At 68.1% G+C, this 13,058-nt stretch carries 18 protein-coding genes; 7 read left to right on the forward strand and 11 right to left on the reverse strand.

All coding sequences use genetic code 11. The features are described from left to right. Nucleotides 1–11 precede the first annotated feature (11 nt). The 5 genes from OHA30_RS09105 to OHA30_RS09125 are packed head-to-tail and all read right to left on the reverse strand — an operon-like array spanning nucleotide 12 to nucleotide 4,473. On the reverse strand, nucleotides 12–1,028 hold the full coding sequence (locus OHA30_RS09105; protein ID WP_328913304.1) for a hypothetical protein: 1,017 nt from the start codon (nucleotides 1,026–1,028) through the stop codon (nucleotides 12–14). Continuing rightward, the gene (locus tag OHA30_RS09110) at nucleotides 1,025–1,921 is read right to left on the reverse strand and encodes a radical SAM protein (RefSeq protein WP_328913305.1); all 897 of its coding nucleotides are present in this window, start codon (nucleotides 1,919–1,921) and stop codon (nucleotides 1,025–1,027) included. The genes OHA30_RS09105 and OHA30_RS09110 overlap by 4 nt, the downstream gene beginning before the upstream one ends. Beyond that, the gene (locus tag OHA30_RS09115) at nucleotides 1,915–3,066 is read right to left on the reverse strand and encodes a hypothetical protein (RefSeq protein WP_328913306.1); all 1,152 of its coding nucleotides are present in this window, start codon (nucleotides 3,064–3,066) and stop codon (nucleotides 1,915–1,917) included. The genes OHA30_RS09110 and OHA30_RS09115 overlap by 7 nt, the downstream gene beginning before the upstream one ends. Before the next feature lie 19 nt (nucleotides 3,067–3,085). Continuing rightward, a complete protein-coding gene (locus OHA30_RS09120; protein WP_328913307.1) occupies nucleotides 3,086–4,087 on the reverse strand; it encodes an alcohol dehydrogenase catalytic domain-containing protein in 1,002 nt (333 codons plus the stop codon). Further along, nucleotides 4,084–4,473: a hypothetical protein gene (locus tag OHA30_RS09125; protein ID WP_328913308.1), complete on the reverse strand. Its 390-nt coding sequence runs from the start codon at nucleotides 4,471–4,473 to the stop codon at nucleotides 4,084–4,086. The genes OHA30_RS09120 and OHA30_RS09125 overlap by 4 nt, the downstream gene beginning before the upstream one ends. 214 nt (nucleotides 4,474–4,687) lie before the next feature. Between OHA30_RS09125 and OHA30_RS09130 the strand changes: the two genes are divergently transcribed. Together OHA30_RS09130 and OHA30_RS09135 are read left to right on the forward strand one after the other, a co-directional pair. Further along, a complete protein-coding gene (locus tag OHA30_RS09130; RefSeq protein ID WP_328913309.1) occupies nucleotides 4,688–5,728 on the forward strand; it encodes an AAA family ATPase in 1,041 nt (346 codons plus the stop codon). Beyond that, a complete protein-coding gene (locus OHA30_RS09135) occupies nucleotides 5,725–6,285 on the forward strand; it encodes a guanylate kinase (protein WP_328913310.1) in 561 nt (186 codons plus the stop codon). Before OHA30_RS09130 ends, OHA30_RS09135 begins: the two co-directional genes overlap by 4 nt. A gap of 50 nt (nucleotides 6,286–6,335) precedes the next feature. Here OHA30_RS09135 and OHA30_RS09140 read toward each other — a convergent pair whose 3' ends face one another. The 5 genes from OHA30_RS09140 to OHA30_RS09160 all read right to left on the reverse strand — a co-directional run bounded on the left by OHA30_RS09140 (nucleotide 6,336) and on the right by OHA30_RS09160 (nucleotide 9,228). Continuing rightward, complete coding sequence (locus OHA30_RS09140) at nucleotides 6,336–7,184, reverse strand: DUF1932 domain-containing protein (protein WP_328913311.1); 849 nt, start codon at nucleotides 7,182–7,184, stop codon at nucleotides 6,336–6,338. Then, nucleotides 7,181–7,855: an HAD family hydrolase gene (locus OHA30_RS09145; RefSeq protein ID WP_328913312.1), complete on the reverse strand. Its 675-nt coding sequence runs from the start codon at nucleotides 7,853–7,855 to the stop codon at nucleotides 7,181–7,183. Before OHA30_RS09145 ends, OHA30_RS09140 begins: the two co-directional genes overlap by 4 nt. Nucleotides 7,856–7,938: 83 nt before the next feature. Continuing rightward, on the reverse strand, nucleotides 7,939–8,085 hold the full coding sequence (locus tag OHA30_RS09150) for a hypothetical protein (RefSeq protein ID WP_328913313.1): 147 nt from the start codon (nucleotides 8,083–8,085) through the stop codon (nucleotides 7,939–7,941). Between the two features lie 86 nt (nucleotides 8,086–8,171). Next, on the reverse strand, nucleotides 8,172–8,387 hold the full coding sequence (locus OHA30_RS09155) for a DUF397 domain-containing protein (protein WP_328913314.1): 216 nt from the start codon (nucleotides 8,385–8,387) through the stop codon (nucleotides 8,172–8,174). Next, entirely contained in the window at nucleotides 8,368–9,228 is an 861-nt protein-coding gene (locus OHA30_RS09160; RefSeq protein ID WP_328913315.1) for a helix-turn-helix domain-containing protein, read from the reverse strand. The genes OHA30_RS09155 and OHA30_RS09160 overlap by 20 nt, the downstream gene beginning before the upstream one ends. Before the next feature lie 137 nt (nucleotides 9,229–9,365). Between OHA30_RS09160 and OHA30_RS09165 the strand changes: the two genes are divergently transcribed. The 3 genes from OHA30_RS09165 (at nucleotide 9,366) to OHA30_RS09175 (ending at nucleotide 11,632) form a co-directional block, all read left to right on the forward strand. Next, entirely contained in the window at nucleotides 9,366–9,875 is a 510-nt protein-coding gene (locus OHA30_RS09165) for an ATP-binding protein (protein WP_328913316.1), read from the forward strand. Next, a complete protein-coding gene (locus tag OHA30_RS09170; RefSeq protein WP_328913317.1) occupies nucleotides 9,875–10,246 on the forward strand; it encodes a hypothetical protein in 372 nt (123 codons plus the stop codon). Before OHA30_RS09165 ends, OHA30_RS09170 begins: the two co-directional genes overlap by 1 nt. 66 nt (nucleotides 10,247–10,312) lie before the next feature. Further along, nucleotides 10,313–11,632: an IS256 family transposase gene (locus OHA30_RS09175; RefSeq protein WP_405785635.1), complete on the forward strand. Its 1,320-nt coding sequence runs from the start codon at nucleotides 10,313–10,315 to the stop codon at nucleotides 11,630–11,632. Between the two features lie 299 nt (nucleotides 11,633–11,931). Here OHA30_RS09175 and OHA30_RS09180 read toward each other — a convergent pair whose 3' ends face one another. After that, the gene (locus OHA30_RS09180) at nucleotides 11,932–12,165 is read right to left on the reverse strand and encodes a hypothetical protein (protein ID WP_328913318.1); all 234 of its coding nucleotides are present in this window, start codon (nucleotides 12,163–12,165) and stop codon (nucleotides 11,932–11,934) included. A 178-nt stretch (nucleotides 12,166–12,343) separates the two neighbouring features. Here OHA30_RS09180 and OHA30_RS09185 point away from each other — a divergent pair, with 178 nt between their 5' ends. Further along, nucleotides 12,344–12,571 carry a hypothetical protein gene (locus OHA30_RS09185; protein ID WP_328913319.1) on the forward strand — a complete coding sequence of 76 codons (228 nt, stop codon included), beginning with the start codon at nucleotides 12,344–12,346 and terminating at the stop codon, nucleotides 12,569–12,571. Nucleotides 12,572–12,614: 43 nt separating this feature from the next. Then, entirely contained in the window at nucleotides 12,615–13,058 is a 444-nt protein-coding gene (locus tag OHA30_RS09190) for a DUF6879 family protein (RefSeq protein ID WP_328913320.1), read from the forward strand.

Here is a 13,058-nt window from a genome sequence, read left to right on the forward strand (position 1 = left end):
AGGCTCCCTGTTCACTTCGGCCAGTGGGAGAACAGCGAGAGAATCCGCTCGACCAGCTGCTCGCGTATGGCCGACCACTCGGAACTTCCGGCTCGGCGCGCAGCCGCCGCCCGGTCGTACCCCGGTCCGTCCACCTCGGGCAGGCACGCGTACATCTGGAGAAGTGCCGAGCCGTCGTCGGAGGGCGCGGTGTCGGTGTCGGTACCCAGTAGGGCTCGGATGTCCTCGGCGGGCAGGGAGGCGTCGATGCCTGAGCCGGGGATGCTCTTGCTCATCTTCGGGAGGCCGCCGAGGCCGGGGATCATCTTGGTGTAGATGCCGGACAGATGTTCCGCGGGCAGGCCCCAGCGTTCCGCTCCGCGTCGCGCGAGGGCGACGTACTTGTGCTCGTCGACCCCCAGGGACACGAGGACGTGGCGCCCCTGAAGGAGGAGGTGGACGAAGTCCGCGGCCATGAGCAGCGTGGCCTGCTTCATCCCGTAACTGAGGTGGTCGAAGACGCCGTGGTTGCGGTAGAGACCGGCCAGGTCTTCCTCCGCCCATTGAAAGTCGGCGTCGTCCAGGTGGCGCGACAGCAGGAACGCGGTGGCCATGACGTCGGTCTTGCCCTCCTGTCTGCGTAGGACGCCGCGGGCGTCGTCGAACCCGAGCCGGAGGACGAACTCCTCGTACTTGTCTGCGAGCCGCCGCACCGAGTCCAGGGGCGTACGGCGGGCGTTGTAGGAGTCCAGGTCCCCCAGCACGATCTGGACGTCGAGCCCGCACTGCTGCAGCTTGACCGCGCGCAGCAGCTGGAAGAGGGTGCCGGCGTGGGGCGGTCCCCCGAGGCCGACGCCGGTGGTGACCGTCGCCGGCTCGCCCATGGCGACCGCCTCCGCGAAGTTGCCGGCTCCGGTGTGGCACATCCACTTCGTGCGCAGGTCGTCGGGGCTCATCCCCGCGAGTCCGAAGTCGATGGCGCCGAGTCCCAGCCGCTCGTAGCGGTGCTGGTCGATCACACTGTCGTAGTACGCGGTGTCGAACTTCATGCGGTTCCTTCCCGGGGTGTCTGCTCACGGAGGGCGAAAGCTCGGCGGACCAGCGGCTCGAACCCGTCGACGAGCAGGTTGCCGAGCACGGCGTTGCGAGGTGCCGCGACGCTGCCGAGGTCCGCCGTGACCGTGCCGTCGGCGAGGACCCAGACGCGGAACGGGTACGGGTCCTCCGGGGCACGTGTCGGCTGGGCGTAGACGGTCACGCCGTTGACGTCGCCGTGCAGGTCGTCCACGGCCTGGACGAAGTCTCGCCTGTCGAAGCCGTAGATCTCCGCCTTGCGGGCGCTTGTGCGTCCGACGGGGCGGTACTGCGAGATCAGCCAGTACTCGACTTCCGTTCGCCGGGACACTTCGGCGATGAGCAGCGCCATGCGCGGCAGCTCCTTCACCGAGACGGCCGTGGTGAAGGTGTTGAACGCCAGCCGCCGCTGGTCGGCGGCGAGAAGGTCGACGTTGGACAGGAAGCGTTCGAAGTACCCCTGCCCTCGGAACCAGTCGGCGGTCCTGGAGTCCGGGCCGTCGACCGCCAGCGAGTACACGGTCACGTGGTCGAGGATGCCGGCGTAGCGTTCGCCCAGGAGCAGCCCGTTGGTGTGGAGGTTGGTCTCGAAGCCCGCCTCGGTGGCGTGCCGGAGAGCAGCCTCCAGGTGGTTGTCGTACGGCATCACGGGGTCGCCGCCGGTGAAGACGCACCGGTAGGCCTCGGACTCCGAGCGGAGGCGGTCGATGACACGGCGGACCGTGTCCGCGTCGGTACTGACCCTGTTGCGCTCGCGGTAGCAGAAGCGGCACACGCCTGGAGATGTGTTGGTCGGTGCCAGGTCCCAGGCGTTGCAGTCGGTGTTGAGGACGAGGTGGACGATCGGGAGTTCGTCGTGCGTCAGCATGGGGTCGACTCCTTGACGCCAGAGATGGCGCGGAGGGGCGTAGGCGAGACGGGCCGCAGGAGTGAGCGGAGCTGGTGCGGGTCACCGCCGGTGAGCCGTACGAACTTCTGGAGCGTGTCCAAGCCGGCGCCCGCTTCGATGATGGTGAGTGCTTTGCCGAAGGCGGTCTGGATGGTGGGGGCCGCTTCGGACATCACCATGAGGAGGGCCGCGTTGAGGGCGACAGCGTTTCGCGCCTGACTGGTGTCCTGGCCGGCCAGCACGCGGATCGCGGCAGCAACGTTCTCCAGGGGCTCCTCGTGCTGGGTGACCGAGATGAGGTTCTGCGGCATGGTGGCAGCGCACTTGCGTACGTCGTCGTTGAAGGCCGGGTTCTCGTGACCGGCGCTGATCCGGCATACCCGCGCGGTGCTTCCGGGAAGCAGCTCATCGACCTGGACCGTCCGGCCCGTACTGGAGTTGACGACGGTCACGTCCGGCAGGCCGAGCCGGGACAGCAGCCAGGCGGAAACGCTGACGGCGGGGTGCGCCAGACCGTAGACGTAGGCGGGGCAGGTGACCGGGCTGAGGAGGGCCGGGAACGCCAGGCTGAGGGCGTGTACGGCGTGGAACCTGCCTCCGTAACGGCGGTCGAACTCCGGTATGCGGTTCTCGATGGAGAAGAACCCGAAGCCGGTCTGCGCGGTGATGTCGACCATCTCCTGGTGCGGGACCGCGTCGCACGGGGCTCCCACCAGGTCGATGAAGTCGCGGGATCCGGTCTTCGACGACGCGCTGCGCGACCCGAGCTTCGCGATGTGCGCTCCTCCAGCCGCCGCTACCAGTGCGGCGGCCGTGCTCAGGTTGATGGTCTTGAAGGTCTTCTTCCCGCTGCCGGTGTAGCCGACGAACCGCGTGCCGGCGGGGGGCTGGTGGAAGGCCCAGCCGGGTCGGTCCAGGGCGGTCGCCGCCAGGACCGCCGCCTCCACCTCCGTCAGCCGCGGCCCCCGGAGCAGCAGGCCGGTGAGGACGCTGGCCAGCATCGCGTCCCGGGTGTGGCTCTCCGGTAACGCAAGGATGTGCGCGATGCCGTCGCGGACGATCTCGGGTGCGATGTCGTCAGGAGAGTTGATCTTGTGGACCAGTAAGGGTGCTGTCGTCGACACGGTGTCGCCTTCCTTTCCATCAGGTGTGGGACGTGAGGAGGAGCTTGAACGGGCGATGCCGGGCTCCGCTCCTCAGCGCCATCAGCCCCTGCGGGAGATCGCCGAGAGGGAAACGGTCCCGGGTCATGAGGGCCGCCCAGTCGCCGCCTTTGGCGACGATGCCGACGGCGTCCCTGAAGTCGTCGTGGCCGTCCGCGCGGCAGTACGAGAAGGAGCCGCGCAGAGTGATTGAGCGCCGAAAGATCTCCCGCAGGGCGACGGAGAGCATCACCTGGGGCGCATAGGCGTTCTGCACGAGAACGGTTCCCCCGTCACGGACGGCCTTCAGCGCTTGGCGTACGGGGGCGTCGCTGTCACCGGATGCGGCATCCACGACGACGTCGCATCGTGGCAGCTCATCGGCATGGAGGTTGATGTGCGAGGGGAGCACGTAGCTCAACTGGTGGGACTGCGAGGGCTTCCTGACGAGCATGTGGACGTCCCATCCCGCGCCCGCAGCACAGATCGCCGTGCAGACCCCGAGGACACCGCCACCGATGATGCCGAGCCGCCCGGGGGCTGCCGGGAGGCCGCAGCGGACGCCGTGCAAAGCCACAGCCATGGGATCGGCAAGGACGCCGTGCGCCGGATCGTGGAGCGCGGGCAGGGGGACGACGTTGCCGCGGGGCACCCTCACCTCGTGGGCGAGCCCCCCGGGCAGGTCCCATCCGACGCGTCGCAGTTCCGGGCAGAGGTGCACCTGCCCGCGCCCGCAGTACCTGCACGAGCGGCAGGGAACCAGCGGATCGACGGCGACCCAGCCGCCGGTCTCCCTGTCGATTCCGACAATCTCGTGACCGGGATACCACGGCTCCGGCAACTGCCCCTGCCAAGGCCGGCCGAGCTTCGCGACATCGCTTCCGCAGACGCCCGTGTAGTGCACCGCAACGTGTGTCGTACCGCGCACCGCGAGTACGCCGACGGGCGCAGGGGCCCAGCCGAGGACGCCTTTCGAGACCGACCATCCGTAAGGGACGCTCACCGGTCCCTCCAGCTGCTCAACAAGGACGGAAGAGCCTCCACCTCGGGGATCGAGGTGCCGGACCAGGCGATCTCACCGAGTGCGAGGCCGGCGGGCCCGCCCCGGCGGGCGACGCGCACCGCGCGCATCCCGGCACGCTGGGCGCCGGCCAGTTCGTCACCGCCACCGTCACCGCAGTAGAGGGCCTGGTGGGCGGCGACTTCTGCGGTGGACCGCAGACGTCCGTCGTGTCTGACCGGCCAACTGTCGGTCAGCGTCGTCTCGACGGTCACGGGCTTTACGTGCAAGATCGCGGCGAACTGTGCTGCGGCCGAGGTCCGTTCGATTGCGCTCGGGGCCGTGACGAGGGTGCCGAGGAGGAGCAGGACTGCGACACTGACGGCCACCGTAAATCCCCCTTCCGGTCGGGTACGGGCAACTGGGCACCGAAGCCGTTCCGTGAGGACTGCGTCGGTGCGAACCATCACAGCGGTTCGGGGCGCCGCGGAGTATCACGAACAGTTGCCCAAACTCCTCATCACAGGGGCGTGGTCGGCCGGCCAGGCTCTTCAACATCCGCTTGCACACGGGTTCATGAGAGGCTTGCCTAGGCTTCCGATCATGACCATTGATGGGCAGGCGGTAGGCGTGGCGGGGAAGAGTCGCCCGGGCTGGCGCCCGGACAAGTTGCGGCAGCAACGTGAAGCCCACGGCCTGACGCTGGAGGGCGCGGGTGAGCGTCTCCGCGAGGTGGCCCGAACCGCCGGACTGACCGCGCCGGCGGCCAACTTCCAGACGCTGTGGCAGCACGAGCAGGGCGAGGTCTACCCCGGTCCGCACTATCGGCGCGCCTACTGCCTGATGTACCGCGCGACCGAGCCCGAACTCGGATTCCGTCACGCTCTGCCGGACGAGGCCACGAAGCTCTCGTTCACGGCGTCGAGCGAGCCGCACGACGGCTCCCACGTACTGGCCGTGGAGCGCGCCCTGCTCCAGCTCACGCCCGCAACACAGGACATGGACGGACTGGGCGTACAGCAACGCATCCTCGACGCCTGGAAACGGCGTCACACCGGCGGCGACCCGAACAGGCCGACGCTGATGATGGTCGGAGGCTACGCGGGAAGCGGGAAGTCGGAGTTCTCCCGCTTCATATCCCAGCTCACCGGCTGGCCTGTCCTCGACAAGGACCCGATCACGCGACCACTTGTCGAACGCCTCCTCGTGGAGCTGGGCAGCGACCCCAACGACCGGCACACCGACATCTACCGGCAGCAGGTCCGCCCACTGGAGTACCAGTGCCTGCTGGAGACCGCGTACGCGAACATCGACTGCGCGATCAGCACCGTCCTCACCGCGCCGTTCGTCGCCGAGGCCACCGACCCCCGGTGGATGCGGCGCCTGATCAACCGCTGCGAGGCACGCGGCGTCACCGTCGTTGTCGTCTGGATCCAGTGCGACCTCGACACGATGCACGAGCACGTCAGCTTCCGGTCCGCCGCCCGGGACAGCTGGAAACTCCAGAACTGGGAGGCGTACGCCGCAGGACTCGACCTCGAACTGAAGCCCGTCGTTCCTCACTTGGTCGTCGACAACCGGCTCGGTGCGGCAATCTCCCTCACGGATCAGGTACGCCAGGTCTTCGGGACGGTGTTCCCGTGAGGCCGGGCATTCTGCTCTACGGTCCGCCGGCGGCGGGCAAGGACACGGTCACTGCGGCCATGGCCGAACTCGACGCGCGATACGTCCCGTTCAACCGCCTCAAGGTCGGCGGCGGCAAGTTCGCGGGCTACCGGATGGGCACGCAAGAACAGTTGGCCAGTCTTGAAGCGCGCGAAGACGTCATCTACCGCAACGAGCGGTACGGCAACGTCTACGTCGTCGACCGGCCCGGTCTCGAACAAGCCATGGAGGGCGGGAAGGTACCGGTGGTCCACCTCGGCCAGGTAGCAGGGGTGGAGCGGGTAGGCACCCTCTTCCCGGCGCGCTGGGTGCGCGTGCTGCTGTGGTGTTCGAGGGCGTCCACGGCCCAGCGGTCGCGGCAGCGGGGCGACACCGACACGGCGGCTCGGCTGGCCGCGTGGGACGCCACTCAGGTGGACCTCGCCTCGTACCCGCAGGCCGGGTGGGAGGTCCGGGTGGACACGGACGTGACGAAGCCCTGGGGAGCGGCCCAGCAGATCGACGCCTTCATCCGAAGTGCGGCGACTCAGCCCTGACCGTTGCGAGGCCGTATCCTCAACCGGCTCGACTCAACCGGCCCGGAGGCTCAGCTCGGGTCCTCCGGTGTCACGCGCAGTGCCTCCAACGCCTCGGCGATGGTGAGTGCCTGGTCCTTGCTGTCGCCCCACCGAGCGAGTGTGGCCGCAGCCGCGTACATAAGAGCGTCCGGCAATCCGGCGTCGGCGAGCAGGGCAGCCGCGTCCTCGATCTCCGGGCCCCAGCGCCAGGCACGGGCGGCGGTCTTGGGGATGTAGTCAGTCTCGACGAGATAGCTGCGGGTGCGCTTGGCCGCGATCGCCAGCAGTTCGTCCCCGACGTCGTAAGCGTCGGCCGCTCCGTAAGCCACGGCGGCCAGCACTCGGGAGACCTTCTGGTAGCTGGTGTATGCGAGCTTCAACGCGGAGGCCGCGCCAAAGGGACCCCCGAGGACGTGCGTCCGGACATCGGTCTCCGCGAAGAGGTCAACGATCCGGTCGGTCTGTTTGCCGGCACCGGCCAGGTACAGCATCGGCGTCTTGCCACCACTCGGGGGAGACCCGACCACTGCGGCGTCGACCACCGGCATCGGTTCGAGTAGCTCGGCCATGCGCTGCATGCGTGACGGCACCACGGCATTGGCTTCGACGTAGATCGCGTCCGTGCCGGTCCGAACTGCCGCGACGTGGGCTGCGACCTCCTCTGCTGCGGCAGGTGGGCAGAGGGAGAGCAGCACCTCGGAACGAGCGGCGAGTTCGGGGAGCGCGACGGGATGAAGTTCGGCGCCTTCTGCTCGGAGACGGGTCGCCTCGCTACGGCCGTCGGGACACCAGAGCACTGTGTGGCCGCGAGCCCGGAGTTGCGCGCCGAAGGCGGCCCCCATACTGCCTGGGTGCAGTAGCCCGATGGTCGCCGTCATGACGCCGCCCCTACCCGATCTGCGCCGTGTCGAAGCAGGAGGTCGATGGCGGCGCGCACGCAGGGAACCGTGTGATCGGGGTCGGGGACGTGCGGAGCCCAGGAACGGCCGTTGCCGACCCAGACAGTCCGCAGCCCGGCAGAGTGCCCGCCACCGATGTCATTGACAGGGTTGTCGCCCACCATCCAGCCGCCATCGCCCAGCACAGCCCCGCACCGGGCCGCGGCCAGGGCGAAATGCCGACGCTCGGGCTTGCGCGCGCCGGCTTCCTCGGAGACGAAGGCGCTGTCTACGTGATCGGCGATACCGGTGGCCCTCAGCTTGGCCCACTGGATGTCCGCCGCACCGTTGGTCGCCACTCCCACCCGCCAGCCGGCCGCACGCAACGTGTCCAACCCCTCCAGGACCTCGCCCGGGCACGACACCATGGCCGCCATGTCGCGGCAGTACGCGTCCCACAACTCGGTAGTCGACAAAGGCAGGCTGTAACGGGCCCGGATCGCGTCGAACGTGGAGGGATACGCCCGCTCGGACGCCATCCCCAGGACGTACGCCTGCGCCTCGTCCCCCAACCCGTACCGACCAGCGAACTCAGCGACCCAGTCGGCGAGCGTCCTCTGTCGGTCCACGAGGGTGTTGTCGAGGTCGAAGAGAACCAGCGGTCTCTGCATGTTCTGCATTATTGCGTGCTCGGCGTGAGGCTTGATTCCTCACCGAGTCGTTCCATCGCCTGAGCAGCCGACAAGCCAATGCCTCACGCAGCGGCGGTCAGCAGCTTGCGGACATGGTCCGCCGCCTCGGCCACCGGCACAGACTGTGTCTCGCTGGTGGCCCGGCTGGTGACCTCGACCGTTCCGCCGACCAGGCCGCGGGCACCGACCCTGATGTCAGTGGACCACAAGAGTGCTGGGCGTAACGGCTTCGAGTGACGACGGCCCCGCGAACCCTCGCGGGTAGGCGGGACCGCCGACAGGACCCCGGAAGGGGTCAGGCGGGGAAGTGGCCCGACTTCACGGCGGTCACGAACGTCGACCAAGTCGACGTCGGGAAGACCAGGGCCGGGACGTTCGGGTCCTTGGAGTCACGGACCGGCTGCACACCCTCGAAGCCGTCCGCTACTTCCACGCAGCTACCGCCGGTTCCGTTGCTGTGGGACGACTTGCGCCACCGGGCGACGCTCAGATCAAGGCTGCTGTGCTGCATTCGCGTAGTCCTCCGCCGCCGAGTCCAACAGGGCCAGGGACGCCTCCGGCGACAGCGCGACGGCCCTGGCGAGATCGTACGACTTCTCGTAGAGGGCCACCACGTCCTTCTCGTCCAGAATTTGGCCGGAGTGCAGGCCCTCTTCGTACGCCAATGCCGGAGCATCCGGGAAGGACATCAGCGACATCATGCCCGCCATCATCCCGTTCGCGCCATTCTGGTAGCAAAGCACTTGCACCATGACCCGCCCCGCGCGGATTCGCTCGGCGATGAAAGCCAGCTGTTCGGCCATGACAGCCGGACCGCCGACCGGGATACGCAGCACGTTCTCATGCAGAACCGCCCAGAACTCGGGACGTGTTGAGTCGTCCAGGAGCGCCGCCCGCCGGAGCCGCGTCTGCACCAGCTTGTCGACCTCACTGGCTGACGCGCGCGGGTTGGCGGCTTTGACAACCGCGCGAATGTACGACTCCGTCTGGAGCAGACCAGGAACGAAACTGGGCGCGTACTCGCAGATGGCGGACGCACGCGACTCGTGATCGGCAGCCTGGGCGAAGTACGTCGCGTGGCCGTTCGTGTACAACGGCCTGGACTTTTGGACCATCCGGCACAGCCGCTCCAAGTGCTGGCCGGATTCCAGCGCCGCGTCCAGACGTACGGAAAGGTCGAGTCGGGGTTTGCGCACGGCCGTTTCGATTTGGCCGATATACGCGCCGGAAACGAACACTCGTGCGCCAAGCCGGTCTTGGGACAAGGTTGCCGCTTCGCGCAACCGTCGCAATTCCGAGCCGTAGTAGGCGTCAGGACTCTGAAATGGATCGAGGGACTTCGGTTCGGTCACCGTGCGCAACCCGCTTTCCCAGCTCTGTTCCTGTAGGGGAGATGAACTACCGATACTAGCGCGCAGTAGCGCATCCTGTGAGGGGTTGGGCACACAGAGTGCCAGGTCCGAGCAGGTGGCTAGGGAAGGTTCACACGATGGGGACAACGGAAGCGCCGCCGGTGGCGGTCGGGTTTCCCGGTGGTGGCGCGGGGGCGTCCCGGCTGTATTCGCCGCCGCAGCGGATGTGGCCGGCTACGTTCCGGAGCGTCCACCGGGCCCGGCACGCACTCGAAGTGACGCTGCGGGAATGGGAGTTGGACGATCTGGTCGACGCGGCCGGGCTCACGCTCTCGGAGTTGATGGGCAATGCCGTGGAACACGCTTATGTGCCGGGGCGGTTGGTCGGCGTGAGTGTGTTCCGCGTCGAGGGCGGGGGCGTCGTCCTTGAGGTGCACGACGCGGAGGACGAGGAGCAGCCGTTGCGGGCGGCGGCAGCGGCGCCGGACCAGGACAGGGGTCGCGGGCTCGCGCTGGTGGACGCGATGACGTGCGGGCGGTGGGGCTCGGTCAAGCGGGACGGGCCGGGGAAGATGGTGTGGGCGGCGCTGGGCCCGGGTCCGGAGCTGGGGCCGGGCGTTGAGGCGAGCGCCGGTGGTGCGGGGTGATGACCACGCACTGGCACACGTCCGTGGTCACGGGGGTGGCGCGGCCGGTGGGTACGTCGCCGGCCTCGCCGCTGGTGGTCCGCGAGTGGGTGTTCCGGCCGCGGAGTGTGTACGTGGCCACGTTCGCGGAACCGGAGGAGGCGCTGTCGTGGCTGAGGTTCACGCTGGATGACGTGGCGCCGCCGATGCCGGGTGATCTGAACGCGGCGGAACGGGCGGGGCTGGCACGGGAGGGGCTGGCCCGGCACCCCGAACCGGCGGAGGCGCAGGCCGCGGCGGCGGCGTATTCGGCGCGCGGCTATCTCGTCCAGGACCTGATCGGGTGCCGTGCGGACCACGGCGCGAGGGTGTTCACTTCCTTGTGTAAGTGATGGTCTTGCTGGGTGCTAGTCGGGCCCGTCCTGACCTGGAGTTTGTGACACACAGTGAGTGACTTGATGAACGAGATCAGCCCGCATGCCGAGTCCATGGACAGTCGCGAGGAGGCGGGCCGGCGCCTGGCGGGGGCCCTGTCGCCCGCCGCGATCGACCGGATGCTGGCGGACGCGGAGGAGGCCGGTGTCGGCATCGACGGGGCCGGCGGGCTGTTGCAGCAGATGATGAAGGCGGTCCTGGAGAGGGCCCTGCAGGTCGAGATGGCCGATCACCTGGGCTACGAGTCCGGGGACCCGGCCGGAAGGGGCAGTGGGAACTCCCGCAACGGCAGCTACCCCAAGACCCTCACCACGACCGCGGGGCCGGTCACGGTGGACGTGCCCAGGGACCGCAAGGCCGCCTTCGAGCCGGTCATCGTGCCCAAGGGGCGGCGGCGTCTGGCTCAGGTCGACGACATGATCCTGTCGCTCTACGCCCGCGGCATGACCACCCGCGACATCTCCGCGCACCTGAAGGAGGTCTACGGATCCGAGGTCTCCCCGGCCCTCGTATCCAAGATCACCGATGTGGTGGCCGATGAGATAACTGCCTGGCAGAACGGGCCAGTTGACGAGATCTACCCGATCCTCTACATCGACGCGCTGAGCGTGAAGGTGCGCGACGGCGGCATGGTCGCCAACAAGTCGGCCCACCTGGTCATCGGCGTGGACGTCGACGGGATCAAGAACGTGCTGGGCATCTGGATCCAGGACACCGAGGGCTCGAAGTTCTGGCTGAACGTGCTCACCCAGCTGAAGAACCGCGGCCTGCGGGACGCGCTGATCGTGTGCTGCGACGGCCTGACCGGCCTACCCGAGGCCATCAATACCGTCTGGGACAAGGCCTTGGTCCAAACCTGCGTAACCCACCTAATTCGGGCGTCGCTGAAATACGTCTCCTACACCGACCGCAAGAAGGTCGCCGCCGCCCTCAAGCCCATCTACACCGCCGCGACCGAGTCCGAGGCCCTGTCCGCACTGGACGAGCTCAGGACGAACTACGGCAAGAACTACCCCGGTTTGATCGCCAGTTGGGAGCGGGCCTGGGAGGAGTTCATCCCCTTCCTCGCCTTCGACCGCGACATCAGGCGGGTAATTTACACCACAAATGCGATCGAATCCCTGAACTACCAGCTCCGCAAGATCACCAAGACGCGCGGACACTTCCCCACCGACGACGCCGCCATCAAGCTCCTCTACCTCGGCATCCGCCGCATCGAGGGCCGCCACATCGACGGCGACGGCCCCATCCCCCAAGGCCGCGTCCGCGGCACCGGCACCCTCGGCTGGAAGCGCGCCATGAACCACTTCATGCTCGCCTTTCCCGACCGCCTCCCCCTCTAACCCGGCAAGATCACCCAGAGTAACCACCCTGCGGGCCCGACCAGCATGAACGCACATCACGACGTACACAAAGGAATTGACAACCTCCACGGCGCTCTCCTCACCGACTCCTCGTGCGCGCGGGAACAGAGGTTCGCCCCGCGCGGATGAGGCGGTCCGTCTCCGGCTTGACTCCGCGGCGCCCCCGCAGCGCCGCGGTGCGGAACGGACCCGCCGGGACCCGCGCCCCCCAAGCGCGGGCCCCGCCGTCCAGCCCACCTCACTCGCCCCGACGTCGCCCGTCACGCAAGCCGCCGCGCTCATCCCAGAATGGAGAGCTCCTCGCCCCTTGAGTTCCAGATGCGGGACAGTCCATTGCCCGGCTCGCTGATGACGAGACCGTCCGGGGAGTGATCGATTCCCCCCAGCAGACCACCCGGCCCATCAGGCCATTCAACGATCAGATGATCGCCCGCCCGCACAACGTACTCGGCCCCCGAAGGTTCGAATTGCACCGTTACAGGCACTGAATCGGCCGACACCATGAATCGCACGGACTTCACCCTACTGGGGCCGGGCCCGGCTACCGGGGGGCTTCGGTGGCCGCGACTGCGCAGGGACTTTCGGCGTACCCGAACATCGCGTAGAAGCCTGTGCAAGTCGCTGGCGTGCTGCGGCCGGGCGACGCAGTCTCGGTCATGTCGATCCTCACCCGAGGCAGTGGAGGACACCATGGCGTTACGTCAGCTGGGCAAGGACCCGGAGAGCCCCAACAACGGCTCTCCGACGGTGTACTTGGACGACGAGACCGGGAACTACATCCTGCAAGGGTGGCGCGTGACCGACGCTGAGCGGCTGGCACAGATGAACATCCCGGATCATGAAACGGTGATCGAGTTCCCCAGGCGCATGATGCGGTTCTTCCCGGAGGTGAGCAGTGGCGACGGAGCCGGCGTTTGAGGATCTGTTCCGCTCCGCTCAACACAGCGCGTTTCACTTGGAGATGAGGGACGCGTACGGGCTCGATGGCGACTACCAGGAGTGGACTTCGGGCAACCGTTTCGATCCCGCGGAGCGCTGGCCCTGGTGGATCGATCTCGTCTCCGCGTCGGTGGTCCGTGGCGTGGACGTACGCCGGGCGCGCATCGTCTCCGAGCCGATCTCCCCGTACGTGCGGTACGAGTACGAGCTGACCGGCGGGCACAACGTCAAGGCCGGTGAGGCCGTACGCTGGCTGCCTCGCCGACGAGCATCGGACCTGGCGCTGCCCGGCAACGACTTCTGGCTGTTCGACGGCACGTCGGTCCTGTTCAACCACTTCGCGGGGGACGGAACGATGACCGGCGAAGAACTGGTCACCGACCCTGCCGTGGCGGGGCTGTGCGTGTCCGCGTTCGCCGCCGTATGGGAACGCGCCACCCCGCACGGGGAGTACCGGCCGGTCTGA

This window comes from Streptomyces sp. NBC_00223, from assembly GCF_036199905.1.
Classification (GTDB): Bacteria; Actinomycetota; Actinomycetes; order Streptomycetales; family Streptomycetaceae; genus Actinacidiphila.

What these genes read in the sequence shown, in the direction of transcription:
- OHA30_RS09165 (WP_328913316.1), top strand. Translation starts at nt 9,366, where the DNA reads ATGGGGACAACGGAAGCGCCGCCGGTGGCGGTCGGGTTTCCCGGTGGT.
- OHA30_RS09145 (WP_328913312.1), bottom strand. Translation starts at nt 7,855, where the DNA reads ATGCAGAGACCGCTGGTTCTCTTCGACCTCGACAACACCCTCGTGGAC.
- OHA30_RS09190 (WP_328913320.1), top strand. Translation starts at nt 12,615, where the DNA reads ATGAGGGACGCGTACGGGCTCGATGGCGACTACCAGGAGTGGACTTCG.
- OHA30_RS09140 (WP_328913311.1), bottom strand. Translation starts at nt 7,184, where the DNA reads ATGACGGCGACCATCGGGCTACTGCACCCAGGCAGTATGGGGGCCGCC.
- OHA30_RS09105 (WP_328913304.1), bottom strand. Translation starts at nt 1,028, where the DNA reads ATGAAGTTCGACACCGCGTACTACGACAGTGTGATCGACCAGCACCGC.
- OHA30_RS09170 (WP_328913317.1), top strand. Translation starts at nt 9,875, where the DNA reads ATGACCACGCACTGGCACACGTCCGTGGTCACGGGGGTGGCGCGGCCG.
- OHA30_RS09155 (WP_328913314.1), bottom strand. Translation starts at nt 8,387, where the DNA reads ATGCAGCACAGCAGCCTTGATCTGAGCGTCGCCCGGTGGCGCAAGTCG.
- OHA30_RS09175 (WP_405785635.1), top strand. Translation starts at nt 10,313, where the DNA reads ATGAACGAGATCAGCCCGCATGCCGAGTCCATGGACAGTCGCGAGGAG.
- OHA30_RS09110 (WP_328913305.1), bottom strand. Translation starts at nt 1,921, where the DNA reads ATGCTGACGCACGACGAACTCCCGATCGTCCACCTCGTCCTCAACACC.
- OHA30_RS09130 (WP_328913309.1), top strand. Translation starts at nt 4,688, where the DNA reads ATGACCATTGATGGGCAGGCGGTAGGCGTGGCGGGGAAGAGTCGCCCG.
- OHA30_RS09185 (WP_328913319.1), top strand. Translation starts at nt 12,344, where the DNA reads ATGGCGTTACGTCAGCTGGGCAAGGACCCGGAGAGCCCCAACAACGGC.